21 protein-coding genes and 1 tRNA gene are annotated in these 25,794 nt (G+C 49.7%); 16 read left to right on the forward strand and 6 right to left on the reverse strand.

What is annotated here, in order from left to right:
- Positions 1-39: 39 nt before the first annotated feature.
- A complete protein-coding gene (locus tag ABJU74_RS00950; protein WP_348385709.1) occupies positions 40-1,440 on the reverse strand; it encodes a protein adenylyltransferase SelO family protein in 1,401 nt (466 codons plus the stop codon).
- A 58-nt stretch (positions 1,441-1,498) separates the two neighbouring features.
- Here ABJU74_RS00950 and ABJU74_RS00955 point away from each other — a divergent pair, with 58 nt between their 5' ends.
- The 7 genes from ABJU74_RS00955 (at position 1,499) to ABJU74_RS00985 (ending at position 7,216) form a co-directional block, all read left to right on the forward strand.
- Positions 1,499-2,362 (forward strand): alpha/beta hydrolase, encoded by an 864-nt coding sequence (locus tag ABJU74_RS00955; protein WP_348422649.1) that lies wholly within the window; start codon positions 1,499-1,501, stop codon positions 2,360-2,362.
- Between the two features lie 34 nt (positions 2,363-2,396).
- Positions 2,397-3,533: a glycosyltransferase family 4 protein gene (locus tag ABJU74_RS00960; RefSeq protein ID WP_348385711.1), complete on the forward strand. Its 1,137-nt coding sequence runs from the start codon at positions 2,397-2,399 to the stop codon at positions 3,531-3,533.
- Between the two features lie 100 nt (positions 3,534-3,633).
- Positions 3,634-5,037 carry a nitronate monooxygenase gene (locus ABJU74_RS00965; protein ID WP_348385712.1) on the forward strand — a complete coding sequence of 468 codons (1,404 nt, stop codon included), beginning with the start codon at positions 3,634-3,636 and terminating at the stop codon, positions 5,035-5,037.
- A gap of 138 nt (positions 5,038-5,175) precedes the next feature.
- A complete protein-coding gene (locus tag ABJU74_RS00970; protein ID WP_348385713.1) occupies positions 5,176-5,445 on the forward strand; it encodes a PilZ domain-containing protein in 270 nt (89 codons plus the stop codon).
- A 102-nt stretch (positions 5,446-5,547) separates the two neighbouring features.
- Positions 5,548-6,003 carry a GNAT family N-acetyltransferase gene (locus tag ABJU74_RS00975; RefSeq protein WP_348385714.1) on the forward strand — a complete coding sequence of 152 codons (456 nt, stop codon included), beginning with the start codon at positions 5,548-5,550 and terminating at the stop codon, positions 6,001-6,003.
- 15 nt (positions 6,004-6,018) lie between these two features.
- Positions 6,019-6,378 carry a hypothetical protein gene (locus ABJU74_RS00980; RefSeq protein WP_348385715.1) on the forward strand — a complete coding sequence of 120 codons (360 nt, stop codon included), beginning with the start codon at positions 6,019-6,021 and terminating at the stop codon, positions 6,376-6,378.
- Between the two features lie 52 nt (positions 6,379-6,430).
- Entirely contained in the window at positions 6,431-7,216 is a 786-nt protein-coding gene (locus tag ABJU74_RS00985; RefSeq protein WP_348385716.1) for an FkbM family methyltransferase, read from the forward strand.
- 16 nt (positions 7,217-7,232) lie between these two features.
- Here ABJU74_RS00985 and ABJU74_RS00990 read toward each other — a convergent pair whose 3' ends face one another.
- Together ABJU74_RS00990 and ABJU74_RS00995 are read right to left on the reverse strand one after the other, a co-directional pair.
- Entirely contained in the window at positions 7,233-8,507 is a 1,275-nt protein-coding gene (locus ABJU74_RS00990; protein WP_348385924.1) for an ammonium transporter, read from the reverse strand.
- A gap of 163 nt (positions 8,508-8,670) precedes the next feature.
- On the reverse strand, positions 8,671-9,699 hold the full coding sequence (locus ABJU74_RS00995; RefSeq protein WP_348385717.1) for a D-glycerate dehydrogenase: 1,029 nt from the start codon (positions 9,697-9,699) through the stop codon (positions 8,671-8,673).
- 111 nt (positions 9,700-9,810) lie between these two features.
- On the opposite strand from ABJU74_RS00995, the gene ABJU74_RS01000 reads away from it, so the two are divergent.
- Complete coding sequence (locus ABJU74_RS01000) at positions 9,811-10,302, forward strand: SH3 domain-containing protein (protein ID WP_348385718.1); 492 nt, start codon at positions 9,811-9,813, stop codon at positions 10,300-10,302.
- Between the two features lie 360 nt (positions 10,303-10,662).
- On the forward strand, positions 10,663-11,355 hold the full coding sequence (locus ABJU74_RS01005) for a PEPxxWA-CTERM sorting domain-containing protein (protein WP_348385719.1): 693 nt from the start codon (positions 10,663-10,665) through the stop codon (positions 11,353-11,355).
- Between the two features lie 66 nt (positions 11,356-11,421).
- Here ABJU74_RS01005 and ABJU74_RS01010 read toward each other — a convergent pair whose 3' ends face one another.
- On the reverse strand, positions 11,422-12,612 hold the full coding sequence (locus ABJU74_RS01010) for an acetyl-CoA C-acyltransferase (RefSeq protein WP_348385925.1): 1,191 nt from the start codon (positions 12,610-12,612) through the stop codon (positions 11,422-11,424).
- A 142-nt stretch (positions 12,613-12,754) separates the two neighbouring features.
- On the opposite strand from ABJU74_RS01010, the gene ABJU74_RS01015 reads away from it, so the two are divergent.
- From ABJU74_RS01015 to ABJU74_RS01030, 4 genes are all read left to right on the forward strand, one after another.
- Positions 12,755-13,516, forward strand: a complete 762-nt coding sequence (locus tag ABJU74_RS01015; RefSeq protein ID WP_348385720.1) for a prepilin peptidase — start codon at positions 12,755-12,757, stop codon at positions 13,514-13,516.
- Positions 13,517-13,610: 94 nt separating this feature from the next.
- Positions 13,611-13,695: transfer RNA gene (locus ABJU74_RS01020), tRNA-Leu, on the forward strand.
- Positions 13,696-13,889: 194 nt separating this feature from the next.
- On the forward strand, positions 13,890-16,448 hold the full coding sequence (locus ABJU74_RS01025; RefSeq protein ID WP_348385721.1) for a TonB-dependent receptor: 2,559 nt from the start codon (positions 13,890-13,892) through the stop codon (positions 16,446-16,448).
- Positions 16,449-16,678: 230 nt separating this feature from the next.
- Entirely contained in the window at positions 16,679-19,537 is a 2,859-nt protein-coding gene (locus tag ABJU74_RS01030) for a TonB-dependent receptor (RefSeq protein ID WP_348385722.1), read from the forward strand.
- A gap of 149 nt (positions 19,538-19,686) precedes the next feature.
- Here ABJU74_RS01030 and ABJU74_RS01035 read toward each other — a convergent pair whose 3' ends face one another.
- Together ABJU74_RS01035 and ABJU74_RS01040 are read right to left on the reverse strand one after the other, a co-directional pair.
- Complete coding sequence (locus ABJU74_RS01035) at positions 19,687-21,123, reverse strand: sigma-54 dependent transcriptional regulator (protein ID WP_348385723.1); 1,437 nt, start codon at positions 21,121-21,123, stop codon at positions 19,687-19,689.
- A 3-nt stretch (positions 21,124-21,126) separates the two neighbouring features.
- Complete coding sequence (locus ABJU74_RS01040; protein WP_348385724.1) at positions 21,127-21,657, reverse strand: heme NO-binding domain-containing protein; 531 nt, start codon at positions 21,655-21,657, stop codon at positions 21,127-21,129.
- 273 nt (positions 21,658-21,930) lie between these two features.
- On the opposite strand from ABJU74_RS01040, the gene ABJU74_RS01045 reads away from it, so the two are divergent.
- Genes ABJU74_RS01045 through ABJU74_RS01055 form a run of 3 tightly spaced genes read left to right on the forward strand, consistent with a single transcriptional unit; the run spans position 21,931 to position 25,750 of the window.
- The gene (locus tag ABJU74_RS01045; protein WP_348385725.1) at positions 21,931-23,115 is read left to right on the forward strand and encodes a polysaccharide biosynthesis protein; all 1,185 of its coding nucleotides are present in this window, start codon (positions 21,931-21,933) and stop codon (positions 23,113-23,115) included.
- 2 nt (positions 23,116-23,117) lie between these two features.
- On the forward strand, positions 23,118-24,530 hold the full coding sequence (locus ABJU74_RS01050) for a hypothetical protein (RefSeq protein WP_348385726.1): 1,413 nt from the start codon (positions 23,118-23,120) through the stop codon (positions 24,528-24,530).
- Positions 24,485-25,750 (forward strand): O-antigen ligase domain-containing protein, encoded by a 1,266-nt coding sequence (locus tag ABJU74_RS01055; protein WP_348385727.1) that lies wholly within the window; start codon positions 24,485-24,487, stop codon positions 25,748-25,750. The genes ABJU74_RS01050 and ABJU74_RS01055 overlap by 46 nt, the downstream gene beginning before the upstream one ends.
- Positions 25,751-25,794 lie beyond the last annotated feature (44 nt).

Raw genomic sequence — 25,794 nt, forward strand, 5'->3', positions numbered from 1 at the left:
TTTTTACGTTAGAGATTGGATAGATGAGTTCAGCGCAAGTTACAGGCCGCGCAATGCGCTGCCCATTTTTCTGATCGCCGCTACTTTTTCAGACAAAGGCTGCCAATTGTCGTCCTGATCAATAGCGCCCCAAATTGCCTCTACCTCTTCAATATACATGGAGCAGGGCTGATGTGATTGCCAATAAATATCCTCGGCAGATCGAAAGGGTTCATAGCTTTCATATTCACGGCGAAATTCATCATAGACCTCGGTCGAATAGTGACCGTCCTGGGGTATTTTATTTTGCCCCCAATCGAAGAAAAATTGATCGATGGTAACATCTTTTTCTGCGAGCGCTTTTTCGGCTGCCATGACCAATGGTTTGTCTCTCTCAAATCCTTCGCTCTGTAGTCCCAAACGCCAACAAAAATGCTGGGTTAAAGCTTCCCCGTAAGCACGCGGAAAGGTTTCCAAGGTCGACACCAATGGGTCACTGTCGCACACCAAACGGAAGGCGCTTGCCAGTTGCGCTAGATTCCAATGCAAGGCTTCGGGCTGGCGAGCGAAGCAATAAAGCCCTTCATGATCAAAATAGGCGGCGGTAAATCCCGGTTCCCAATATGGGGTGAACCGCCAAGGTCCATAGTCGAAACTCTCGCCGGTTATGTTTATATTGTCGGTATTGAGCACGCCGTGAACAAATCCGGCGGACATATAGCTGGCTGCCAGCTGTGCAGCTTTGGAGGCAACCAGCTCGAACAGTTCAGCGGCGGGATTGTCAGTTTTTCCACCCCCGTAAAAATGGTCCAGACAATATCGGATCAAATCGTGCATCAATGGTTCATTTTGCTCGGCGGCGATGCGTTGAAAGGTTCCATAGCGAATGTGACTATGACTGAGCCGGGTCATTACCGCCGATCGAGTAGGCGAAGGTTCATCATCACGCTGCAGATCTTCACCGGTTTCAACCAAGGAAAACGTCTTGGACGTCTCGACCCCCAGGGCCTCTAGCATTTCGGTGGCTAATATTTCCCGGACGCCCCCTTTTAGAGTGAGCTTGCCATCACCAGTGCGGCTCCACGGCGTGGTTCCTGACCCTTTGGTGGCGAGATCCATAAGGCGATTTTCGTGATCACGCATTTGCGCAAATAAAAATCCGCGGCCATCCCCAATTTGCGGATTATAATTGCGAAATTGATGGCCATGATAGCGCAGGGCCAAAGCCGGGCTGAGATTAGCGTCGAGAGCTTCAAAATGACCGAAATGCTGGATCCATTGATCATTGCTCAAGGTGGATAGGCCTACGGATTTATCCCAACGATCATTCCGAAATCGCAATTGATGCTTTGGAAATGTGGCGGCTTGAACCGGGTCACCAATTTTTTCTCCCAAATCGGTGATTTTAACATCCGCCCGATAGGGGGCGAGGGCGGGTTCAACTTGCGGTTTAAATGGCATTGCTCAATAGTGGGGACTATTGATGGCAACGGCAAGTCAGAACCGGGGGAATATGCAAATGGTCGCAGAGAAGAGCTACGAAGATTGCTATTGGGAATCTGAAGATGGCTTGAAGCTTCACTACCGAGATTATCCCGCAAATAACTCGAAAACCCCGATAATTTGCATTCCTGGTCTAACCCGTAACGCGCGCGATTTTGCCCATTTGGGGCCGTGGCTGGATGGCGGGCATCACATAATCATGGTCAATTTGCGCGGCCGCGGCGAGAGCGAATATGCAAAGGACAGCGCGAGCTATAATCCGAAAACTTATGTCCAAGATATAATCCGTTTAATGGATAGCATAGAGATGGAAAAAGCGATTTTTTTTGGAACATCGTTAGGCGGGATTATCACGATGATTCTTGCAAGCATGCATCAAGATCGCGTTGCTGGCGCGTTGCTCAATGATATTGGCCCAGAAATTGATCAAAAGGGTCTTGATCGGATCGCGGAATATGTTGGGCAAGGCAGAAGTTTCGATACCTGGGCGCATGCGGCAAGAGATATCGCCGCTGAGAGTTCGGAGATATTTCCGGATTATAGTCTCACAGAATGGATCCGTTTCGCCAAGAAACTCTATCGTATGAACAGTTCCGGGCGCATCAAATTGGACTATGATATGAAAATTTCAGAACCCTTTGAAAGAAAAGGCGGCGGTGCTGATGCGATGTGGAAAGCGATGAAATCATTGCAAGACATACCAACGTTGATCGTAAGAGGTGCCTTGTCGGATTTGTTCAGCGCTGCAACCGCTGAAAAAATGCTGAGTAGCCTGAATGCCGGAGAATTGGTAACAATCCCTCGTGTTGGCCACGCACCGACCTTGGAAGAACCGGCATCGCTTGACGCGATTGCCGGCTTGCTCCAACGGGTAAATTGATTTTTCTTGCCAAGAGCGATAGCCGATAGATTCGATGAAAACTTCCAAAATTCTGCATCTGCACAGTACGTTCAATCTCGGTGGCAAAGAGGCGCGCGCGGTCCGACTGATGAACCATTTTGGCCATCAGGCGGATCATGTCATTCTCTCGGCAGAACCTGATAGTCTTTCTGCCCGCGATGCCATTGATCGCTCAATCAAAGTAAGCTTTCCGAAAGATGCGCCGTCCTTGGCCGGCAAGCCGGCGCTCGGCCGCTACCGACAATTGGTTGAATATTATCAGCAGTTTGACCTCATACTTTCTTATAATTGGGGCGCGATGGACGGCGTGATGGCGCGGACACTTTTTTCCCGGGTTGAAGGTTTGCCGCCGCTTATTCATCACGAAGACGGTTTTAACGAAGACGAGCGAAAAAAGCTGAACTGGAAACGCAACTGGTTTCGCAAATTCGCCCTGGGCGGCAGTCAGGCTCTAGTTGTACCTTCCGGCCGCCTGCAAGATATAGCGCAATCCATATGGAAACAGCCGGAAGATAAAATACACCGCATCCCAAATGGGATTGATGTAACGCCGTTTGACAAAAAACCACAACGCGGAGCTTTGCCGGGATTTAAAAAAGCTAAAGGGGAAGTGGTCGTAGGAACCCTGGCTGGACTTCGTGCGATAAAAAACCTGCCTCGACTTGTACGGGCCTGTGCGGCAGCGGGCGATAATGTTCGATTGGTCATTGTCGGAGAAGGGCCTGAAAAACGCGTGATTTTGGCTGAGGCCGAAAAATGCGGCATGGCCGACCGTCTGGTTTTGCCGGGGTTTCTAAAAGATCCATCACGCTATGTTGGTCTGTTTGATATCTTTGCGCTATCATCTGACAGTGAGCAATTTCCGATTTCTTTGATCGAGGCTATGGCGGCAGGCTTGCCGGTTGCAGCCACGGACGTCGGTGATGTCAAATCAATGGTTTGCCAAGCCAATCAGGGATTTATCAAGGATGTAGATGATGAGAAGCAATTTGCTGAAGCTCTGACTACTTTGGTCCAACATGAGCAGTTGCGGCAGGATATTGGCGCGCAAAATCGGATGAAAGCGCAGGCAGAATATAATGAAAGCAAAATGTTGGCGCGCTATGCACTTTTATATGGACATGCTCTGGGGCGGCCAAATTTCAAATAGAATTTCATGATTTAAATAAGTTGGGACTGAAGCTGAATTTTTCGCACCATTCTGCATTTTGCAGTCTATAAGGTGCCCTCGGGGTAAATAGGAGAGTATATTGTTTAAAGGGGTCAAGCCTATCCAGTATAATGGTCGCGAAGTGTGGCCTTTAATTGAGGGAGGCAAGGGGGTTGCCGCCACCAATCACGCCAGTTCGGGTGCGTGGGCTGCTGCGGGCGGAATTGGTACGGTTTCTGCGGTAAATGCCGATAGCTATGATGCCGATGGCAATGTCATTCCGCAAATTTATCACGGTAAAACCCGCGGTGCGCGACATGAAGAGCTTGTCAAATATGCGATTGATGGTGCTGTCGCTCAAGTCACTAAAGCCTTTGAAATGTCCAATGGCAAAGGTGCGGTGAATATTAATGTCTTGTGGGAAATGGGAGGCGCGCAACAAGTGCTTCACGGCGTTTTAGAGCAGACAAAGGGCATGGTCGCAGGGGTAACCTGCGGCGCAGGCATGCCATATAAGCTGTCAGAAATTGCTCAGCAATATGGCGTCAACTATTTGCCGATCATCAGTTCAGCGCGGGCATTTCGTGCTCTGTGGAAACGGGCTTATCACAAAGTCTCCGATTTGATGGCAGCGGTGGTCTACGAAGATCCTTGGTTGGCGGGCGGTCACAATGGCCTGAGCAACGCTGAAGACCCGCGAAAACCGGAAGATCCTTACCCGAGAGTCAAAGCCCTGCGAGAAACAATGCGCGGTGAAGGCATTGCCGATAGCGTGCCGATCATCATGGCTGGCGGCGTTTGGGCGCTAAAGGATTGGGACAATTGGATCGACAATGACGAATTGGGGCAGATTGCCTTTCAATTTGGCACCCGTCCATTGCTAACGCAGGAAAGCCCAATTCCCGATAGCTGGAAAAATGAACTGATTAAAATTAAGGAAGGCGATGTCCTGTTGCATAAATTTTCGCCGACTGGATTTTATTCTTCGGCGGTTCGCAACGAATTTCTTCGCAGTCTGGAAGCGCGTTCCGAGCGCCAGATTCCCTATTCAACTGAAAAAGCTGGTGAGCATACACATCAATTGGATGTCGGAGTGAAAGGCAAGAATTTCTGGGTCACCCGTAACGACTTGCTGCGGGCCCGTGAGTGGGATGGGCTCGGTTTTACCATGGCACTCAAAACGCCAGATAATACGATTGTCTTTACAACCCCGGATGAAGCCAAGATAATCCGCAAGGATCAAGCGGATTGTATGGGATGTCTGTCCCATTGTGGTTTCTCCGCATGGAAAGACCATGATAATTTCAGCACCGGCCGGCTCGCCGATCCGCGAAGTTTTTGTATTCAAAAATCGCTGCAGGAAATTGTTCATGGGTCGCCGATTGAGGAACATCTCATGTTTGCAGGCCATGGTGCCTATAATTTTGGTAAAGATCCTTTTTATTCCAACGGCTTTGTTCCAACTGTGAAGCAATTGGTGGATCGTATTCTGACCGGCGAATGACTGTGGTTTAATGCTGTTAACCTTTTGATACCTTTTTCCGTTTACGAATGGATACAGGTGGCAGGCATGAGGGCAGACATGGCGCTAAAATCGACGAGATACCGGAAACCAGAACCCGCGGCCTTGAACCGAAGGTCCATGCCGCGGCATGAGGTCACAGTATCAAGCGCTTCTCTCAAACGGAAAGGCGATCATTCGATCGCCGCCACCCTGTTGGACATTTCAATTTATGGCTGTCGTATCGAGGCTGATGCGGTCTTCAAAGAAGGCGAACGCGTCACCGTTACTGTCGATGAATATGCTCCGATGAAAGCAACTTTGGTTTGGCAAAAAACAAAGCAGGCGGGCTGTCGCTTTGCAGATGCACTGGATACGGAAGTTTTGCGCAGGCTGACCTTAGCTTCTTAAGCTCAGCGCTTATCAGCGCGAACCCGTGCAAATATTTTGTTTCAACGGGCTAGAGGCTTGTCTACATTGGTTAAATTGACAACGCTATAAAGACTGAGCGCAATGCAAATTCATCTTGATAACTTAACTCGCCCAGTGGTTCTGGACCTATTAGCCAATCACTTGTCTGGAATGCAGGGCAATTCTCCACCGGGCAGTGTATATGCTCTCGATTTATCCGGCTTGAAAGCGCCCGATGTTTCTGTTTGGACCGCTTGGGATGAGGATGTTTTAATGGGTGTTGGGGCGCTAAAGAAATTGTCGGAACGGGCTGGTGAAATCAAATCCATGCGGACTGATTCTCGGCATTTGAGAAAAGGGGTGGGTTTGTCAATTCTCAACCACATAATTGCCGAGGCCAAGCGTCGAGGATATGGCAGGTTAAGTCTTGAAACTGGTTCTGGTCTCGAATTTGAACCTGCCCTTCAGCTGTACCGAAAGCGTGGGTTTGAAAATGGTCCTGCTTTTGCTGACTATAGCGCGAGTGACTTTAATCAGTTTCTGCATTTGGACCTTTAGAAGCCGGAGCGAGATATGTGGGAACGAATTTGTTGGGCGGTATTGGCACTAATCCATTTGCCGCCTTTTGCGGCATTAGTGCGGCCAGCGTTGATCGAACAGCTCTATGGCATCCATCCGGACGATCCAAATTTCCCGTTGATTTTGCACCGTGCGGCTTTGTTCGGAGTGGTCGCTATTGCTTGCCTTTGGGCAGCGGTAGATTCCGGTCCGCGCAAGCTCACTGTCGTTGTAACCGCATTGTCCATGATTAGCTTTCTCGTGATATTTTTCCTTTATGGCCAGCCTGAGAAATTGCAGAATATTGCGATTGCCGATGCAGTTGGGATCCCGTTCCTCGCCTTTGTCGCTTGGAAAACTTTTGCGGTGGACTAAAAATCGAATTGTGCCCTCAGGGTGCTAATGAAAATGGTTACGAAAACTGAGTTTGTTTGACAGCATTGCGATTTCTAGCAATAGCCAAGCCATGTCATCGCCATCATTATCTCAGCGCATCATTGGCCGTTTGTTCCGCACCGGAACGCCCCAGTTGCAACGCCATGTTGCGGATATGGTGGCGCGGTCATCTGAAGAGATCACCTATAATCGATTGATAGAAAATGGTTTCGCACCCAATACCATTATTGATGTCGGTGCTTATCAAGGGGAATGGACGCGTCTCGCCAATCGGGTTTTCGGTGCGATGCCAATGCTCATGGTGGAAGCGCAACCGGGTTTGCGAGCGGGATTGGATAAACTGATCAGCGAGTTGCCTCATGTGAAATGTGAAAGCACAGTATTGGGGGCGACGGCTGGCCAAGATGTCACCTTCTACGAAATGGGGACGGGCTCTTCTTTCTTACCAGAGGCCAGTGACGCACCGCGCAAGGAATTGCAGCTCAAGACCCGCACATTGGATGATGTGGCGGCGGAACATCTGGAGCCGGTTGACAATGTTTTTCTAAAAATTGATGTCCAAGGCGCCGAATTGCAAGTTTTGCAAGGGGCCAGTGCTCTTCTGGAGCGCACGGGTTTGGTCCAGCTCGAAACCGCGATGCTGCAATATAACGAAGGGGCACCGCTATTACCGGATGTCGTTGCATTTATGGCAGAGCGCGGTTTTTTCCCAACCGAAGTCTCCGGCTTTAGCCGGCCCCGTAACCATCTGGTTCAAATAGATATTCTGTTTGCGAAAGCCGGATCGGTCTTGCGGCCGGAGTTTTTCAACTTTTAAGCCTCAATTTTGCGGTCTAGTCGATATCCCACGCCCGTTCACCGTGGCTGGAGATATCCAGCCCATCCCGTTCATCATCTTCATTGACCCGCATCGGAAGGATGAAGCTGATACCAAAGCCGAGCAAAGCGGTTGCAATGGCGGACCATATTGCGACAGCGCCGATACCGATCAGCTGGGCAACAAATTGGCTGCCAAAAGCCATGCCTTCTGCATAGCCCGTGCCGCCCATACCTTCGCTAATGAAGAGTGCCAGCAAGAGCGAACCCAGCATGCCGCCCACACCGTGGACCGCGAACACATCAAGACTGTCATCAATTTTAAAGCCGTTTTTGACCAGGCCAACTGCGAAAAAGCAGATCAATCCAGCCGCTGCGCCGATCAGGATGGACGCGCCAGGTCCCACGAAACCTGCCGCGGGTGTTATTGTGGCCAAGCCTGCAATGGCACCAGTTGCCACGCCAACGGCTGTAGATTTTCCAACTTTAATCCGTTCGATCAAGATCCATACTAGAGCGGCAACCGAAGCGGCCACATGGGTATTGATAATGGCGGATGATGCATCGTCTGTTGCGGTGAGCGCAGAGCCGCCATTGAAACCGAACCATCCGACCCAAAGCAAGCCGGCACCAGCGACCGTCAACGCCGGGCTGTGCGGCAGCATCAGGGTTTTCGGCCAACCGATCCGGTTACCCATCATGATTGCGACGACCAAGGCCGAAACACCCGCGGTCGTGTGCACCACAATGCCACCGGCAAAATCCAGTACGCCACGCTGGGCAAGCCAGCCACCGCCCCAAACCCAATGTGTGACCGGAGCATAGACAACCAACAACCAAAGCGAGCAAAATGCGATTACCCATCCAAAGCGAGCCCGGTCAACCCAGGCCCCGACCATCAGCGCCGGAGTGATGACGGCAAAGGTCATCTGGAACATCGCAAATGCCGATTCCGGTATCGACGTGCCTTCCCGCACGTTACCCAGATTGTCGAACATCCAATTGATACCATTGCCCAAAATGCCATTGGTAACCGTTCCGAATGCCAACGTGTAACCCACCACAACCCACAGCACCGATGTAATGCCTGCAATTGCCATGCACTGGATCAGTACAGAGAGAAAATTTTTGGCGCGAACAAGGCCGCCATAAAACAACGCCAGTCCGGGGAGTGTCATGAGAAGGACCAGAGCGGTGGCCGTCAGGACCCAAGCAGTATCGCCATTATTGGCAACATCGGCTGCCGGGTCGATAATATCCTGGGCTGCCAATGGGCTTGCCGCCAAAATCATGCCCATGCCGGTCGCGACCAATTTACTCATATATTTCATGAAGACCCCTAAAAACAAAATTTTATTATATATGGACGCTATTGCGAATCATAAATTACGGTTTTTCTAGTCGAGAGAGGAAGCGGACTCAACCGCCAAGCACGATAAGCTGTGATGCGCTCGTTTAAATCCAGTCTTCGAGCACTTGATCGGGTGGGCGGTGACCATCAGCCCATACGCGAATATTCGCTATAACCCGTTCGCCCGATGCTTCTCGGCCTTCAAATGTTGCGCTGCCCATATGCGGTAACAGGACTACATTTTTCAGATCCAATAGACGTTGATCTACCGAGGGCTCTTTTGTGTAGACATCCAATCCGGCGCCACCGATTTTTTCCTGCTCCAACGCTTTTATCAAAGCGTCCTCATCAATAAGGTCACCGCGTGCTGTGTTGATAATATAAGTTGATGATTTCATTTTCGCGATCCGGTCGGCGTTGATCATGCCATATGTTTCCGGTGTTCGCGGGCAGTGGATGGTGAGGATGTCGCAAGTCCCAATCAAGTCGTCTATGCTGTCAACATAGGTGGCATTTAGCGATTCCTCCACAGCAGGCGGCAATTGGCGGCGATTATGATAGATAATCGACAGGCCAAAACCTGATGCCCTGCGCGCCACGGCTTGGCCAATGCGGCCCATACCAACGATCCCGAGTTTTTTTCCGCCGATACAATGGCCGAGCATCCCGGATGGTTTCCAGCCTTCCCATTGACCCGAACGCATTAATTTTTCGCCTTCCGCTAAACGGCGCGGCACTGACAAGATAAGCGCCATAGTCATATCGGCTGTGTCTTCTGTGAACACGCCGGGTGTATTGGTGACCAATATTTTTCTGGCTCTGGCAGCTGCGAGGTCGATATGGTCAACGCCCGCACCAAAACTTGCGATAAGCTGCAACCGATCAGACGCCGTTGCAATCATTTCCGCGTCGATTTGGTCGGTAACTGTTGGTACCAGGACATCACAATCGGACATGGCAGCGATTAGGTCTTCGCGAGAAAAGGCCTGATCGGTTAAATTGGGCACAACATCAAATAATTCTGACATGCGGTCATGGACAGAATCCGCCAATTCTCGTGTTACAATGACGCGCGGTTTTTCCACGCGTGGTCTTTCAGGCTGGGAAATTGGATTGCGGGATGTATCTGGCATAGATGAATTGCTATGCCTGAATTTTACATCAGGTCAAGCAGGTGACGCTTGATGCGCGCTTGGCTTTCAGTTTATGTTTAATGACATCGGGGGAATGAATAGTTTCGAGTCATGTCTAAATTTTACATCAAAATCGTGATGGCCTTTTCAGTCGCGCTTTTCAATGGAGCTTGGGCTGTGCCTGCTTTCGCACAGCAAGATCCACCTTACTGGGCATCGATAGATGAGCCTGAAGCGAGAATGCGAACGGGGCCGAGCACAGAATATCCCACCATGTGGATATACCAGCGTGAGCGGCTACCGATTAAGATATTGGCCCGTTACAAAGCGTGGCGGAAAGTCGAGGATCCGGACGGAGCACAAGGCTGGATGCATGCCCGATTGTTAAGCGCGGAGCAGACCGCCATCGTGTTGGATGACCAAAAGAAAATTCAGCCTCTGAGGTCCGGCCCCAACAAAAATGCCAAGGTTATTTGGCAAGTAGAACCGGGTGTAGTTGGGAAGATCACGCAATGTGAAAATGGCTGGTGTCTTTTTGATGTGACCGGTCGACGCGGCTATATTGAGCAGAAAAGCATTTGGGGTGATGAACCCTTAAAGTAATGAATTGCCGCGCCTACGCCTTTGATAACGCTACGAATCATGCCTTCAGGAGAGATGGTTAACGAAAACTGTCCCAATTTGGGTCAAAACTTGAGTGTCAATTGTGATTATCAGGGGTATCTACTTGTAAACCTGTCACTATTGGTAAAATCTTTGCTAAATAGGCAGGGATTCATTGCTCAAATGATTAATTTTTGTTTAACGTCTTTTCAGGGTCTGAGCGCGAGAATCAGTCTTGCGTAAATCTATGGACATATGTCCGGCGATTAGAAAGTTCGATCCTCACCATATATATTGGTGGCAAGGGGCAGAATTTTTACCGTTTTGGAACGGTGTCGTCTATATTTTGGGGGTAAGTAAATGACTGTGAGTAAGGTAAAGGCTGCGCTGTCTGCAGTTGCATTGTCTGCAGCTGCTTTGTCCGCGACAGCGGCTTCGGCTGAAGTGCTTATATTTAATGCAAGCAATTATACTGCTGGCGACAATAAGCACGGGCTTTGGACGAATAATACGAATATTGGTACGGACCGTTTTTACGCGTTTCAACCCGGTTCGATATTCACTGTGGATACGGATACCGGGACGGGCACATTTGTTGCAACAGCAATCAATGGTTCCAACAATGTAGCGGAAATCAATATACGTTTGGGTGGATTTCTGGAAACCACATTGGGATCTGCGTTTACCTATAAGCAACAAGGCGGCGCTGCCTATGATCCGGTTACGGACACAGCGGACGTTGATTTTTTCACCGGTGCAACAGGGACCATCGCAATTGATGGTTATACCTACATGCTTCGGGCTAATCCCTTTGCTGGAGGGCACGCCTTCCAATATGGTTTGGGCGCAAATGCCAAAAATAACGAATTTGGTGCTTCATCTTGGCTTTTGGTCGAAGGTGAAAATGGCGAGCAACCTCGGCACTGGGATATAAATGTCAATTTGGCTGCTGTGCCTGAGCCAGCAACCTGGGCCTTTATGATCTTTGGATTTGGTGCTGTTGGCGGAGCGCTGCGCCGCAAGAAAGCTCGGCAGACTGTTAGTTTCGCCTAGTTAAATTAGACATAAAAAGGGCGGGAGACAGCGTCTCTCGCCCTTTTTTAATGCCGAATGCGCGTCTTAGTCGGTCAGTTCTATAGCAACTGCGGTCGCTTCGCCGCCGCCAATGCACAAGGCGGCTACGCCTTTTTTCAGCCCTTGCTTTTTCAAAGCGGCGATCAGTGTCACCATGATCCGCGCTCCACTGGCACCAATGGGATGTCCCAGCGCTGTGGCTCCGCCATTTATATTTAACTTATCACGCGAAATTCCAATATCTTGCATGGCAAACATCGCAACACAGGCAAAGGCTTCGTTCACTTCCCAAAGGTCGACGTCAGCCACTTGCCATCCAGCCTTTGACAACACTTTTTCAATTGCACTGACCGGTGCGGTAGTGAATTTTGCCGGAGCATGGGCGTGCGCTGCATGAGCGACTATTTTACCGACAGATTTGAGATTTTTGGCATTGGCGACGCTAGCACGCGTTAAAACCATCGCCGCCGCGCCGTCTGAAATGGAAGAGGCGTTGGCAGCTGTTATTGTCCCATCTTTAGCAAAAGCCGGTCGCAATTGCGGAATTTTCTCAGGATTGCCCTTGAGAGGCTGCTCGTCCTTGTCGATCGTAACGCTGCCTTTGCGAGTTTTAACTTCAACCGCGACCACTTCATCTTCAAAAGCGTCGCCCTCAACCGCTGCTTTGGCACGGGAAAGGGATTCAATCGCATATTCATCTTGCGCTTCCCGGGTCAATTGATATTCGCCCGCCGTTTCTTCGGCAAAGCTACCCATTGCGCGCCCTTTTTCATAAGCATCTTCCAAACCATCAAGAAACATGTGGTCCATTGTCTGGGTATGGCCCAATCGCGCGCCGCTTCGCATTTTCGGTAATAGATAAGGCGCGTTTGTCATGCTTTCCATACCGCCGGTTACAATAATATCGACGGATCCAGCGGCAAGTGCTTCGGCGCCCATAATCGCTGTTTGCATCCCTGATCCGCACATTTTGTTGACGGTCGTGGCTTCAACCGATTCTGGAAGGCCGCCCAAAATCGCAGCCTGGCGGGCAGGGGCTTGTCCCTGTCCAGCCGACAAAACATTGCCCATATAAATGCGTTCGACGTCACTACCATTCACGCCGGCGCGCTCCACGGCGGCGCGCACGGCCACTGCGCCCAAATCTGGTGCGCTGACATCCCCTAATGCGCCTTGCATGCCGCCCATAGGGGTTCGTGCATAAGACAGGATAACGACGGGATCGGACTGAGACATAATTGTACCTTCCAAAAGGTTGAGAGCTGCATTCATTATTGGCCTTCCACATAGGCGGCGCGTCTGGCTTTTTCAATCACAGCATTGAACATCGATCGATGCCGTGCCAATCGCGGGATAAGTTATTGCACCGGAGTGGCCTTTGCCTGATTTTGTCTATCCCATTTTTGGCGTGCTATTAGGATTGATTGTCGGAAGCTTTCTGGCGACGATCCTAATCCGTTGGCCAAAGGATGAATCGATCATGACCGGTCGTTCTCAATGTGACAGTTGCGGAAAACACCTTAGAATATCTGATCTTATCCCTGTGGTTAGCTTTGTCATACGATCAGGAAAATGCGCCTTTTGCGGTTCGAAAATTCAACCTGACCACCCATATATTGAGCTCGGTGCGGGATTAATTGGCGGTATTGCATTTTATGTGGAACCAGGATGGTCAGGGCTTTTAGGCGCAGGATTTGGTTGGCTATTACTGGTTTTAGCGGCCTTGGATGCCAAACATTTGTGGTTGCCAGACAAGCTGACAATCCTGCTCGCGTTATTGGGCTTGGGAAGCTCTTTTTGGATAAATGATCCGGATATCATAAATCGCTTGATCGGCGGTGTTTCTGGATTTTTGGGCCTGTTCTTGATTGGATGGGTGTATAAAATTTTTCGCAAAAAGGAAGGTTTGGGCGGAGGTGATCCCAAATTACTTGGAGCCATCGGATGTTGGCTGGGATGGAGTGCATTGCCACTCGTGGTTTTGGGTGCTGCGCTGGTTGGAATCATCTCACTCATCACTATGCGCCTTCGCCATCAATCGATAACTGCCGACAGCGCTTTGCCCTTGGGGAGCTTTATGGCAGTCACCGCATTTCCGCTATGGATAGCGCAAACAGCCATCGGTGGATTCATCCTTTAACTGGAAACTCGCAATCAGAGGGTTGCCAGCGAAAATTTACTCGTCTAACAGGGCGTCGATTTTCGCATTAGCCAGTCTGCGGCAGTGCAAATCGGCCCCTGTGGTGGAATTGGTAGACGCGCTGCACTCAAAATGCAGTTCCGCAAGGAGTGCCCGTTCGAGTCGGGCCAGGGGCACCATTCTAAACAAATTCGTCACATATGTTGCTTTGTAGCAACGCTTTGGGGTGTCTCCCTATAATAATCGTACCAGTACCCTTTCGAGGCCATAGAAATGGTGGACGGAATGAACGTTTTATATCATGTAAAATTCAGTTGGAGGACAACTTTAGTTTAAAGATCCCATCGTTAGATTGGGACCTCAGGAGTAATTCATGAAAATAACCAAATTTTTGACTGCTACCGCTTTGGGTGGCCTGATCTCAACTGTGCCTGCTTATGCACAAGAAGCACAGGGTGAGGATAGTGTTGATGACAATGTGATCATCGTTACTGCCACCAAGCGCGAACAAACGCTGCAAGAAATTCCGATTTCTGTTTCTGTGACTACGGGTGAAACCTTGGAAGCAGCGCAAATTCGCGATGTTCTTGATTTGCAAACGGTGACGCCTTCGCTGCGGGTAAGCCAGCTGCAAACATCTTCCGCATCGACATTCATCATTCGTGGTTTTGGTAACGGTGATAATAACTTTGGTATCGAGCCTTCTGTTGGTGTCTTTATTGATGGTGTGTTCCGCTCCCGCTCGGCTGCTGCTTTGTCGGATCTTCCTAATGTTCAACGGATTGAAGTTTTGAACGGACCTCAATCAACCTTATTTGGTAAAAACGCTTCAGCCGGTGTTATTTCGGTTATTACGCGTGAGCCACAATTTGAATTCGGCGGTGCGGTTGAGGCCAGCTACGGTAATTTTAATTCGGTCGTCCTTAAGGCTGATGTAACCGGACCTATCACCGAAAGCATCGCATTCTCTGTCGACGGCAGCTACAACCGCCGCGACGGATACTCCACCATCATTAATCTTGATGAAGAGCAGAATGACCGCAACCGTTGGTCTGCACGTGGACAGTTATTGATCGAAGCGACGCCAGATCTTCGTATCCGTGCTATTGCCGATTATTCCCGCATTGACGAAGTCTGCTGTCAGGTGAGTACAGTAGTTGCCGGACCTGTTACTGGCGCGCTCAATGCAGTAGGCGGACAGCTAAACACTGATTTCTTTAGTGATGAAGTGTTCCTCAACTTTGTGCCGACCAACGAAGTCGATAATTATGGCGGTTCGGTACAAGTCGATTGGGATACCGGCCCGATCTCGGTTACATCGATCACCTCTTATCGCGAACTGAAGAACTTCTTCTTGTCAGATATTGATTACACCAGTGCTTCCCTCGCGACGGAAACGCGTGATCAGGAAGTCGAAACCTTCACGCAGGAAATCCGAATTACTTCGGATTTCGATGGTCCGATCAACTTCCTTCTTGGTGGTTTCTATTTTGATGAGTCCATTTCACAGGACAGCGCTATTCAGAACGGTAGCGATATCCGCGACGTGTTCGAAATTCTCGCTGGCGGCAACCCTGCCGACGTCTTGGCCGGCCTGCCATCCGTATTCAACGGTGTAGAAGCTGGTCTCGGTTTGCCACAAGAAAGCATTTTCAACACACCTCTGCTGACTTCCGAGCAATTCAGCATGGACAACACATCTTGGTCAATCTTCGGTACCGTTGATTTCGAACCAATTGATGGTCTCGTGTTTACCGGCGGATTTAACTACACCGACGATTCAAAAGACTTTGCGCTTGCGCAGCAGTCTTTCGATCCGCTTGGTCAGGTTAACCTGGTTGATGCCTTTATCGTTGGAGCCACTGCTGGCGCCGTCACTACGCGTGACCAATTCCAGGCGCTGCCGGCTGCGAACCAAGCCGCTCTGCTCGCAGCAGCAACTGATCCAGCCGTAAACCCATTAATCGGACTTGCGGCATTCCAGTTCCAGCCGCCATTTGTAACCATTCCAAACGCGATTGAAGATGGCCGGACAAACGACGACAAGTTCACCTACTTGCTGCGTGCGTCTTACGAAGTTTCGCCGGAAGTGAACGTGTACGCGAGCTATGCGACCGGGTTTAAAGCGAGCTCGATCAACCTGTCGCGTGACAGCCGTCCATCAAATGATGACTTTACCGCAGGTGTTGGAGGATCAACCTTCGCCGCTCCAGCGTCACCGCTTCTTAATGCCGGTCTGGCAACACCAAATCTGGTCACAGGTTCACGCTTTGCTGGACCAGAAGAAGCTGAAGTCTATGAGGTCGGCTTGAAGGCTCAGTGGCCAGGAATTGGCGTTAACCTTGCGCTGTTCGATCAGACCATTGAAGGTTTTCAAAGCTTTGCTTTCACCGGCACTGGTTTTGCGCTGCGGAACGCAGGTGAGCAATCGGTTCGCGGTTTTGAGCTGGATGTTAACGTTCAGCCAACCGACGGTCTGGTCTTTACCTTCGCTATGACCCACCTTGATCCGTTGTTCGATGATTTCCCGGGCAGTGTGCTTGGCGATCTCACCGGCGCACGCCCAGGCGGTATTCCATCCTGGGCAATCGCGACTTCGGCGACATACACGCACGAATTCGGTGCTTCAGGCAATCGTTTGATCACGCGCGTGGATTATAATCATGAGAGCAACACGGATATCAACAACGGTTTGCCAGAATTTAACACGAATGTCGGCAATACCGAGATCTTCCGCCGCGAAGTCAATCTGGTGAATGCTTCCATGACGCTCGCTCTCGATAATGGTTTTGAAGTTGGCGTATATGCTCGGAACTTGCTGGACGACCGGTATATTGCGACCGTATTTGATGGTGTAGCACAGTCTGGTACCGTGTCAGGATATCCAAGTGCCCCACGAACTTATGGTGCAGTTGCTCGCTTCAAATTCTAATCGAAGCGACATATTAACCAAAAAACGAGCCCTGCCAGGAAACTGGCGGGGCTTTTTTGTGTTTAATTTCAGAGCAATTCAGCAATAAAGGTGCAAAAATGTAACGCACTGGTGCATTTTTTTTATTTCGGTCTGGACTTAATCGATTGATTAGTTGAAGATTAGGCCGTCTGGGGGGATGAGCAAAAGCATCACTCTCCGGATAGATGGTACGGGATTGGGAGAGGAAAATGCGTAAATCGTTACTATTAGCCGCCACGGCTATATCTGCAGTGGCTGCACCCGCTTGGGCGCAAACCGACAATGAAATAGATGACAATGTTATTATCGTGACGGCTCAGCGCCAAGCGCAAAGCCTACAGGAAGTGCCTATTGCTGTGTCTGCTTTTGATTCCAAGGCATTGGAAGCGCAGCAAATTGAAAATGCATCGGACTTGCAGCTTACGCTGCCCAACGTGTCTTTCACGAAAAGCAACTTTACCGCATCAAGCTTTACCATTCGCGGTATTGGCGATTTATGTGTGGGTGTGTCTTGTGACTCAGCAACAGCCATTCACTTGAATGACTCTCCTTTGTTTAACACCCGTTTGTTTGAAACGGAATATTTCGATCTCGAACGTGTTGAGGTTTTGCGCGGCCCGCAGGGTACGCTATTTGGTCGGAACGCGACTTCGGGCGTGGTCAATGTTGTCACGGCAAAACCGGATCTCAGTGGCTTTAGCGCCTCAGCGGATGCAGAATATGGCAATTTCCAATCGATCAAACTGAAGGGCATGGTCAATGTGCCGCTCGGTGACACTTTCGGTGTTCGACTGGCTGGTTTTTACCTGAACCGTGATGGTTATACGGAAAATCTTTTTGATAACACGCGCATTGATGGCAGAGATATGTTTGCCGTTCGCGCATCAGTCAAATGGGAGCCGACACCGGATACCACCATTGACCTAATGGGCTATTATTTCCGCGAGGATGATGATCGGGCTCGGATCCAGAAACAATTATGCCAACGTGATCCAACCGGTGTGCTTGGCTGTCTCAACACGCGGCGTGACTTTGATAAGGTCAACACCAATGCAACTTTCACCGGGACCCTTGGTTCGGCAGAGTTTTTCGCGATTAATGGCTTGCCTGCCGCACTGGGCTTGAACAGCCTCTATGGTCCAGATGGACATGCCGGCTTTATCGAACCAAATGATGTACGTCAGGTGCGTACGGACTTCACGCCGGAATATTTCACCGACGAATTACAGTTGCAGGCTCATATCGAACATGATTTCGGTCCAATTAACGTGGCTATAACCGGCACCTATCAGGAAACAGAAGTCGATTCTCGCCAAGATTATAATACGTCGGTGCTTGATCGGACGACCATTGATGCCGCATTGGGAACGTTCAATGCCTTGTCCGCCGGCGGCGCTGGTCCATTGGGAGCTTTTCAACCGGTTCTTGATGCAGTAACTTCGGGGACGCAATTATGTACCTCCGACACCGATCCAACCGGTCTGGGTAGCTTTGGCGGCAACCGAATTTGTGCGGACACGCCAATCTCTCTCGATCGCTCCGATCAGGACAATACATCATGGTCGATTGAAGGTGTTCTAAGCTCTGATCTCGACGGCCCGTTTAACTTCCTGCTTGGCGGTATTTATGCCGAAAATGATCTTGGGCAGAATAGCTATTATGTGAACACCTTCGCGATTGACTATATTGCCGGTGTTCTCGGCGGCGGTGCGGGATATCTCGGTACGCCTTTCTTCCGGAACAATACCCAGGACTTCCGCTTGAAATCCTATGGTATTTTCGGTGAAGTCTATTTCGACCTTTCCGACACACTGAAAATTACCGGTGGTCTGCGGTATAATAACGATAAGAAGTCAGTGACTGCCCGCTCGACACTGGCCAGTTTCCTCGTGCCGTTCGGTCAAACCGGTGACGTGTTTGATTCTCCATTTGTTGGTGCTTTTGATGCTGATCCAGGAACGCCTGGTAACCAATTGGTGCAATCTCGCAATGTGGCCTTTGATGAAATTACTGGTCGTTTTGTTGTCGATTGGCAGTTTACGGACGATAATCTGATTTATGCGTCTTACTCCAGAGGTTATAAATCAGGCGGTATCAACCCGCCGTTACAGCCAATTTTCGCTGTTCCAGAGTCGTTTGATCCGGAGCAAATCGACGCCTTTGAAATCGGTTCGAAAAATACTTTCGCTGATGGCATGCTGCAGGTAAACGCGACGGCTTTCTACTATAAGTATAAAGATCTTCAACTGAGCCGGATTATCGCAAGAACATCGGTTAACGATACAATTGATGCGGATATCTACGGTCTTGAAATTGAGGCGGTTGTGCGTCCCGATCCAGATTGGTTGATCAATATGGGCTTCAGTTATCTGAATACCGAAGTGAAAGGCGATCAACTCTTCTCCAATCCTCGTGATCCAGGTGGTGGCCGGGCTGATGCGGTGATCATTAAAGACATCACCAACGGTGCCAATTGTGCTGTGGTACCTGGTACAGATGGCAATGCCGCGGGCACAAATGCCTTCGTCAACGCTATTAACGGCGGACTTGGGCTGCAGCCAACGACAGCATTTCCAGCCGATGGCGGAATTGCATCTACCGGCGCATTTGGTATTTGCGGGGTCTTGGAAGCACAAGCGGCTGCAATTGGCGCTGGCTTTGACCCTGCGGGTATTCAGGTGTTGAGCCCAGGGGTTCAAGTCAATCTGCGCGGTAATGATCTTCCACAGGCTCCGAATGTGAAAGTTTCTGCCGGCGTTCAGTATACGCATAACTTTGACAGCGGTTGGACTCTCGTACCGCGCGTCGATATTGCCTATACGGGTGATCAAACGGGCAGTGTCTTCAATGGCAACGTCAACAAGATCGAAGGCTTTACGCAAGCTAATGCGCAAATCCAGCTGAATGGCGGCGATGATCGTTGGTATGTTCGGGCCTTTGTCCAGAATATCTTCGATAGCAATTCGACCACGGGTCTGTATTTGACCGATGCATCATCTGGCCTGTTTACGAATATCTTTACTTTGGATCCCCGCCGCTATGGTATCGGAGCCGGAATTAAATTCTAAAGAGATCGTCACGTTGAAAAACGAGCCCTGCCAGAAACTGGCGGGGCTTTTTTTTGAAGCAGAGGTCGTTCAATAATAAGAAGATAGTGCCAATCGGTTGGACGACTAAGAAAACTATCTAACCTATTGATTATAAAAATATAATTGGTTTATGCAGCAGATTGCTCTGCGTCCCATTTCTCTTTTTTGCGGTAAAGGGTGGACGGGCTTACACCTAAAATCTTGGCGGCTTTGGTTAAGCTGCCATTGCATTTTTCCACCGCTCGCGCGACGACCAATTGCTCGACTTGGTTCAAAGTGAGACCATCCAATATACTGGCATCCGCAAGCGGTGCGGAGGGAGCGGTTTCAGCACTGGTCGGCGCGCTCGATATTGGGATATCAATTGACCGTGATGGTTCTGCTGTTCCGCCAACAAATTCAGAAATGATATGGGGGCTGATCATTGGGCCTTCAAACATGACGGCGGCTCTGCGCATCAAATTTTGAAGTTCTCGCACATTACCCGGCCAATTATGGCTTTCGAAACTTCTGGACAAATCCGCGGTCAGAGCATCGAATTGCTTATTTTCCTCTTCTCCGAATTTTCCGAGAAAGCTGTTCGCCAGCAAGGTTATATCACTTCCCCGTTCGCGTAGCGCTGGTAAGTCTATTGGGACAACCGCTAATCGATAATAGAGATCTTCCCGAAATCGCCCCTGAGCCACTTCAAGCGTCGGGTTGCGATTGGTAGCGCAGACAATACGGACATCCACCGTTTCGGGCTGGGTTGCGCCCACTCTTTGCACGGTTCCGGTTTGAAGGAACCTCAGCAGTTTGACCTGTAGCTTGAGTTCCATTTCACAAATTTCATCAAGAAACAAAGTGCCGCCATGAGCCGCTTGTACGGCGCCTTGGCGATCAGAAATTGCGCCGGTAAATGAACCTTTCAAATGACCAAATAATTCTGATTCCATCAGATCTTCCGGGATTGCCCCGCAGTTTATGGCAATAAAGGGTTTTTTGGCACGCGGACCAGATTGGTGAATGGCCTCCGCACAAACTTCTTTGCCCGTACCGCTTTCGCCGGTGATGAAAACGGTTGCTTTGGATTGGGCAACATTTTGAATTTGCTTGTAAATATCCTGCATCGCTTGGCTTTCACCAATGAAACCAGCAAAGGATTTTGAATTAGATGAAGCTTTTGGCGGGGCATCTATTGCTGCTGCTGCTTGTTTGGTCACTTCCGATGCACCTTGCATGGCCGTGACAAGGCGAGCGGGCGACAAAGGCTTGACCATATAATCATAGGCACCGAGCCGCATTGCATCGATGGCGCGATTGATAGAACCATCGGCCGTTGCAACAATGACGGGAACGCGATCAATCAGTTTTTTCTCATTTTGTAACCAATCGAGGCCGTTACCATCGGGCAATTGCAGATCCAACAAAACAGCAGAGAAATCGCTATGTTGTTTCAATTGCGCGCTAGCATCTGCGAGATTGTCGGCAATCACACATTCGAATGATGCTGTTTCCAAATGCCCGGCATAGGCAATGGACAATGATGCAATATCTTCAACAATCAGTATTTTGTGATGCGGCATAATTTATCCTGTAATTGTGAAACAGGCCGATTTCCCATCATCGGCAAAACTCCATTCCAAAGTCCGTTGGTCGTTATAATGTTCCATACATCCTTCCACTAAACCATGAGCAATGGCAGCCATCGGGCGATGGGACTGATAGCGCACTGTGGTGGTTCCATTTTCCACTTCGGCCGTGACTTGAGGAGGTTTGGCATCGGGATATAAAACACATACCTCCGTATGAATATGGCTCCCCACATGGGTTAACAATGCTTCGGCACTTTTATAGGACTCCATGATATGGGGGTATAATATAGTGAAACGGTTGTAGAGGTATTTTCCGAATAGCCGGCAAAGTTCTGCTGCATCAATTCCAGACTTTTCTGAAGCAGCGCCCACCATGGCTAGGGCATATTCTGATGGATAGTTGCCAATGGATGTAAACGCGCCTTCATTGGGCAAGGCGGCACCCGTAATAACCTGATCGGCAAATTCCGGCGATTGGACTTTTTCCATAAACCGGACGAGCTCTGTAAAAACTATACCCTTCATAATCGCTGCTTTCTCTAATTGTTCAATTTAGTCTCTTCGCTAACTAAGCAGCATTTATGCCAATTTGCGAATGGCTGATTTCTGCCGTTTATATATCGAGATTCGCAATTTGCAATAGTCTGTCTTTGCAATATGCAACAAAAACCTTTGCAAATTGCAAAGATGGTCGATGATTTTTCGCATTATGACAATCTTTACCATCGCTTTCCGATGATTTCTGCACTTGGCACAGCAGTTGCAAGGTCAATACCAAATTCAATATTTAGGTGATTTATGTCCAAGAAAATAACTGCCATCGTCACATCCGCATCGCTTTTGGCTGGATGCGCTACCATGGAACGTCCGGACAATATGCGCGGCAGTCAATATGCACCGCAGCAATATTGGGAGCAATCTCAGACAACCACGCAATGCCAAAACGCGATGATACCCTTTTCACAATTGGGGGATCATCGCGTTGAAGCGCATATTATGGCGAGTTCGCCTGACTTGTTGTCAGCCGGGGATCGGGTAGAACTGAAAATTGCCGGAGATGTGGATGATTTGTCCCGGACCTATGTGCTGGCGGCAAATGGGAGCATCACAATCGACGGTCGGATCGTCATTGGTCTGGCGGGCCAGTCGGTGGTTCAAGCTGAGCGGGCGATTAGTAGCAAGTTGGTTGAAAACCGGTTGATCCGAGGTTTGCGCAATAGTGTGCGCTTGCGTGTGGTCGAGTTGGGCGGAGTAAATGTCGCTGTGAGTGGCGCGGTTTTCGAACCGGGTATGATTAGAGTTGGCGAACGGACCGCAGAAACGCGTGGCGTCAATCTCAACAATAGCGAATCTGGGGATCGCAATGTCAGCCGCTCTCTAACCGCCGCGATCCGGGCGGCAGGCGGTGTCCGCCCCGATGCAGATCTCTCCGCAGTCTTTATGCTGCGCGACGATCAATGGACTCAGGTTGATCTGAGCGGAGCCATAACGGGGCGTTCGATTGATGATATCACGCTGACCTCGGACGATCGGATCATTGTTGGATCTGCTGAATGTTTCCAGGATGCCTTAGTGAAACCGTCACAAGTGACCGCTCCGGGAATTCGTGTTTATATGTCCAACTTGTCCAGGCCGGCGAGCAACAATGCTTCTTCGGCTATTGGTCGGGATTCAACAAGCTTGCCATATGGAACGCGGCTTTCGCAAGCCATGGTTGCGGCAAATTGCGTCGGTGGTTCTGCCATGAACGCGGCCCGAAAAGTCGTGCTAATGTCTCGTAATCCGATGAACGGCAAGTCTGTGGTCATCCAAAGATCAGTGGAAAAGCTGGTGCGCCATGCCGATCGAGATGAAAACGACCCCTATTTGATGCCAGGCGATAGCTTGGCTTGCTATGACAGTTTCGCGATGAATGTCCGAGACGTTATCAGCCTCGTCGGTGAAACCGCTTCTCCTTATTTTTTGCTTAAGAATGTTGACTGAACATGAAGCATGAAACAATCGAAAAACCGGGCCTGCATGAAAAAATGTGGACAGCCTTTAGAAATCGGAAACCGATGCTCCGCCGGCACAAGCGCTATCTTAAAGTCGCGGGTGGATGGATCGCGGTTATCTGGGCGTTGACAATAGTCTATCTCGCGCTTGCTCCGGATCAATATAATAGCAAGTTTACCTTGATATTGCCGGGATCGGGAATTGGCAGCTCGCTGAATGTAGAAAGCATTGGCCAAGCGCAATCCTCGGTTTCCTCTGCATTTTCGAGTGCCACACTGAGCCCGACGGAAAATTATAAACGCCTTTTGATGACGGATATCACATTGCGCCAAAGCGCTAAGAAAGCAAAAGATGAAGAGGGTGATTTCCCCACACCAAAAGTGAAGTTGATCGATCAAACTAATTTGATTCAGGTTGAAGTTACCGGCGCAAGCGGAGAACAGGCTAACAAGCGGGCGCTGGCGTTGAAAGAAAGTTTCATGGATCAACTGGATACGCTCCGCAAGAATGAAGCGGAAATGCGGGAAAGCTCTGATGCCAAAAACCTTGTTCAGTTGGAAAAAAAGGTTCGGACGAGCCAGCAATCCTTGTTGGATTTCCAGGCGAAGACGGGACTGGTATCGCTAGACCAATTTAACACTCGGATTGCAAATATGGATGCGCTGCGCCAGCAAGAGCGTGAAGCGCGTATCGCATTGCGCCAAAAATCAGCTGAATCTCAGCGCTTTTCATCAATTCTGGGCAAGTCGGTCGGCGGTGCAAATAGTGCCTTGCGGTTGCGCTCGGATCCGGTTTTCCAACAATTGGCGGATCGTTACGCCAAAATGGAAGTCAATGTTCAAGAAAAAGAAGCTACATTGGGTGAAGATCATGGCGCACGGGTTCAAGCCACATCCGAACGCGATCAGTTAAAAGCCACTTTGGTTAAACGGGGTCGGGCTTTAACGGGCCTTGGTGCTGGGTCGATTTTGAAAAATATCGATATTGCCGTTGCCGGTGGACGTTCGAATCTTATGCAAGGCATGGTGGTTGCCAATTCACAAAGCGCGGGTGCGAAAGCTGGATTGGCGGAAATACGCGGCGATATTGCCCGTCAATCGGCGAAAAGTGAAAAGCTCGTCAAACAGGCTTCAATGCTTGCTGATTTGGTCCGCGATCACCGTGTCGCAGAGGCGGTTTTTTCATCCGCTTTGGCGCGTATTGATACGAACAAGCAAGATCCATTTGCTTCTTATCCATTGGTACAAACACTTGAGCAACCATCTGTTCCCAAAGAACCTTCCAGTCCTTCAACCATGTTGGCTCTGGCTGGAGCAGTTGGAGCAACGCTCGTCATCTTAATCGGTTTGGGACTGCTATGGTTCAGACAACCTATCATCCGCAAAATAGCCCCGAGTCTTTAGTCCATCACACCATATTAGCCACTTGGCTATTATGGCTTGTGGGCGGATTATATATTGCCGGCCCGGTGCTTGGCTGCACCTTAGCGCTTATGGCGGCATATTTTTACTTTGTTGCGCCGTCATTGCCTGCCGAAAAACGCCTGGCTGCACCGCATTGGTCGGTCAGCCTTTGGCTGTTGGCTATGGGCTTCATGTTGGTAATCTTATTTGTTGGTCATCTGAGTTTCGACCTCGGCGCTACCACGATAGTTAAGTCATCCATTGGGTGGGCAAAAGGCTGGTTTCTAATTGCTCTGTTCATATTTGCCGGCGCGATATTGCCGATCCGTGCAGAAATTGTTTATCGCGCCATTTGCCGCACCGGAAAATATACTGTGTTGTTGCTCCCGATATTCTTATTGGCGCCCTATGTCGGTTTGCCTTCCAATTTGTGGGTGTCTCCTCTGAAAATCATCGGAGGTTCCGGCCCGGAATATTTCTCTGCTATTTTATATACTCTTGAACCCGGGTCAGGGGCTCCGCGGTGGCAATTTTTCGCGCCCTGGTCGCCAGCCGCTGGAATGATCGGTTTGGTCTATTTTATCTGCGCTATGCAGGAAAAAGCACGTTCATGGAAATTTTGGGGAATAGCAGCTGCGCTCGCCATAATATTATTGTCCCAATCGCGATTAGCTATGGTCGCGCTTGTTCTCATTGCACCCATGCCATTTTTCTTTCGGCAGATTACCCGCCCGGCACTATGGTTTCTAGTTCTACCGTTGGTGTTATTATCGGGTTGGTTCGCATTGGATATTCTGGATTTTGCGCAACTCGCGCAATCGGAATTCTCGAGCGCTCGGGCCGATTCCACGCGTGTGCGCGCCACATTGGGAAGATTAGCGATTGAACGGTGGCAGGCAGAAGCCTTTTGGTTTGGCCACGGGATTGTCGAAATTGGTCCACATCTTGTGGAATATATGCCCATTGGCAGTCACCACAGCTGGTATGGATTGCTTTTTGTAAAAGGTTTGTTGGGCCTGTTGGCCTTGGCTTTACCCATGGCTGTTAGTGTGATTCTGCTTTTAAAATCGGCCTTAACCTCTGAAATTGCCCGCATAGGCTTGTCGATGATAGCGCTTTTATTGATTTACAGCTTCGGGGAAAACTTGGAATCTTTGGCCTATCTCTACTGGCCTGCCTTGCTTTTAATCGGTAACGCTTTGCAATCCAAAGCGGGATAGAACTGAGCTCAAACAGAAACACATGAAGGTAAGTTGGCAACGGC

It is taken from the genome of Parasphingorhabdus sp., from assembly GCF_039982415.1.
Classification (GTDB): Bacteria; Pseudomonadota; Alphaproteobacteria; order Sphingomonadales; family Sphingomonadaceae; genus Parasphingorhabdus.

Excerpts from the sequence above, each read along its gene's own strand:
- ABJU74_RS00950 (WP_348385709.1), bottom strand. The coding sequence starts at position 1,440 with ATGCCATTTAAACCGCAAGTTGAACCCGCCCTCGCCCCCTATCGGGCG.
- ABJU74_RS00955 (WP_348422649.1), top strand. The coding sequence starts at position 1,499 with ATGGTCGCAGAGAAGAGCTACGAAGATTGCTATTGGGAATCTGAAGAT.
- ABJU74_RS00960 (WP_348385711.1), top strand. The coding sequence starts at position 2,397 with ATGAAAACTTCCAAAATTCTGCATCTGCACAGTACGTTCAATCTCGGT.
- ABJU74_RS00970 (WP_348385713.1), top strand. The coding sequence starts at position 5,176 with ATGCCGCGGCATGAGGTCACAGTATCAAGCGCTTCTCTCAAACGGAAA.
- ABJU74_RS00975 (WP_348385714.1), top strand. The coding sequence starts at position 5,548 with ATGCAAATTCATCTTGATAACTTAACTCGCCCAGTGGTTCTGGACCTA.
- ABJU74_RS00980 (WP_348385715.1), top strand. The coding sequence starts at position 6,019 with ATGTGGGAACGAATTTGTTGGGCGGTATTGGCACTAATCCATTTGCCG.
- ABJU74_RS00990 (WP_348385924.1), bottom strand. The coding sequence starts at position 8,507 with ATGATTTTGGCGGCAAGCCCATTGGCAGCCCAGGATATTATCGACCCG.
- ABJU74_RS00995 (WP_348385717.1), bottom strand. The coding sequence starts at position 9,699 with ATGCCAGATACATCCCGCAATCCAATTTCCCAGCCTGAAAGACCACGC.
- ABJU74_RS01000 (WP_348385718.1), top strand. The coding sequence starts at position 9,811 with ATGTCTAAATTTTACATCAAAATCGTGATGGCCTTTTCAGTCGCGCTT.
- ABJU74_RS01005 (WP_348385719.1), top strand. The coding sequence starts at position 10,663 with ATGACTGTGAGTAAGGTAAAGGCTGCGCTGTCTGCAGTTGCATTGTCT.
- ABJU74_RS01010 (WP_348385925.1), bottom strand. The coding sequence starts at position 12,612 with ATGTCTCAGTCCGATCCCGTCGTTATCCTGTCTTATGCACGAACCCCT.
- ABJU74_RS01025 (WP_348385721.1), top strand. The coding sequence starts at position 13,890 with ATGAAAATAACCAAATTTTTGACTGCTACCGCTTTGGGTGGCCTGATC.
- ABJU74_RS01030 (WP_348385722.1), top strand. The coding sequence starts at position 16,679 with ATGCGTAAATCGTTACTATTAGCCGCCACGGCTATATCTGCAGTGGCT.
- ABJU74_RS01035 (WP_348385723.1), bottom strand. The coding sequence starts at position 21,123 with ATGCCGCATCACAAAATACTGATTGTTGAAGATATTGCATCATTGTCC.
- ABJU74_RS01040 (WP_348385724.1), bottom strand. The coding sequence starts at position 21,657 with ATGAAGGGTATAGTTTTTACAGAGCTCGTCCGGTTTATGGAAAAAGTC.
- ABJU74_RS01045 (WP_348385725.1), top strand. The coding sequence starts at position 21,931 with ATGTCCAAGAAAATAACTGCCATCGTCACATCCGCATCGCTTTTGGCT.
- ABJU74_RS01050 (WP_348385726.1), top strand. The coding sequence starts at position 23,118 with ATGAAGCATGAAACAATCGAAAAACCGGGCCTGCATGAAAAAATGTGG.
- ABJU74_RS01055 (WP_348385727.1), top strand. The coding sequence starts at position 24,485 with ATGGTTCAGACAACCTATCATCCGCAAAATAGCCCCGAGTCTTTAGTC.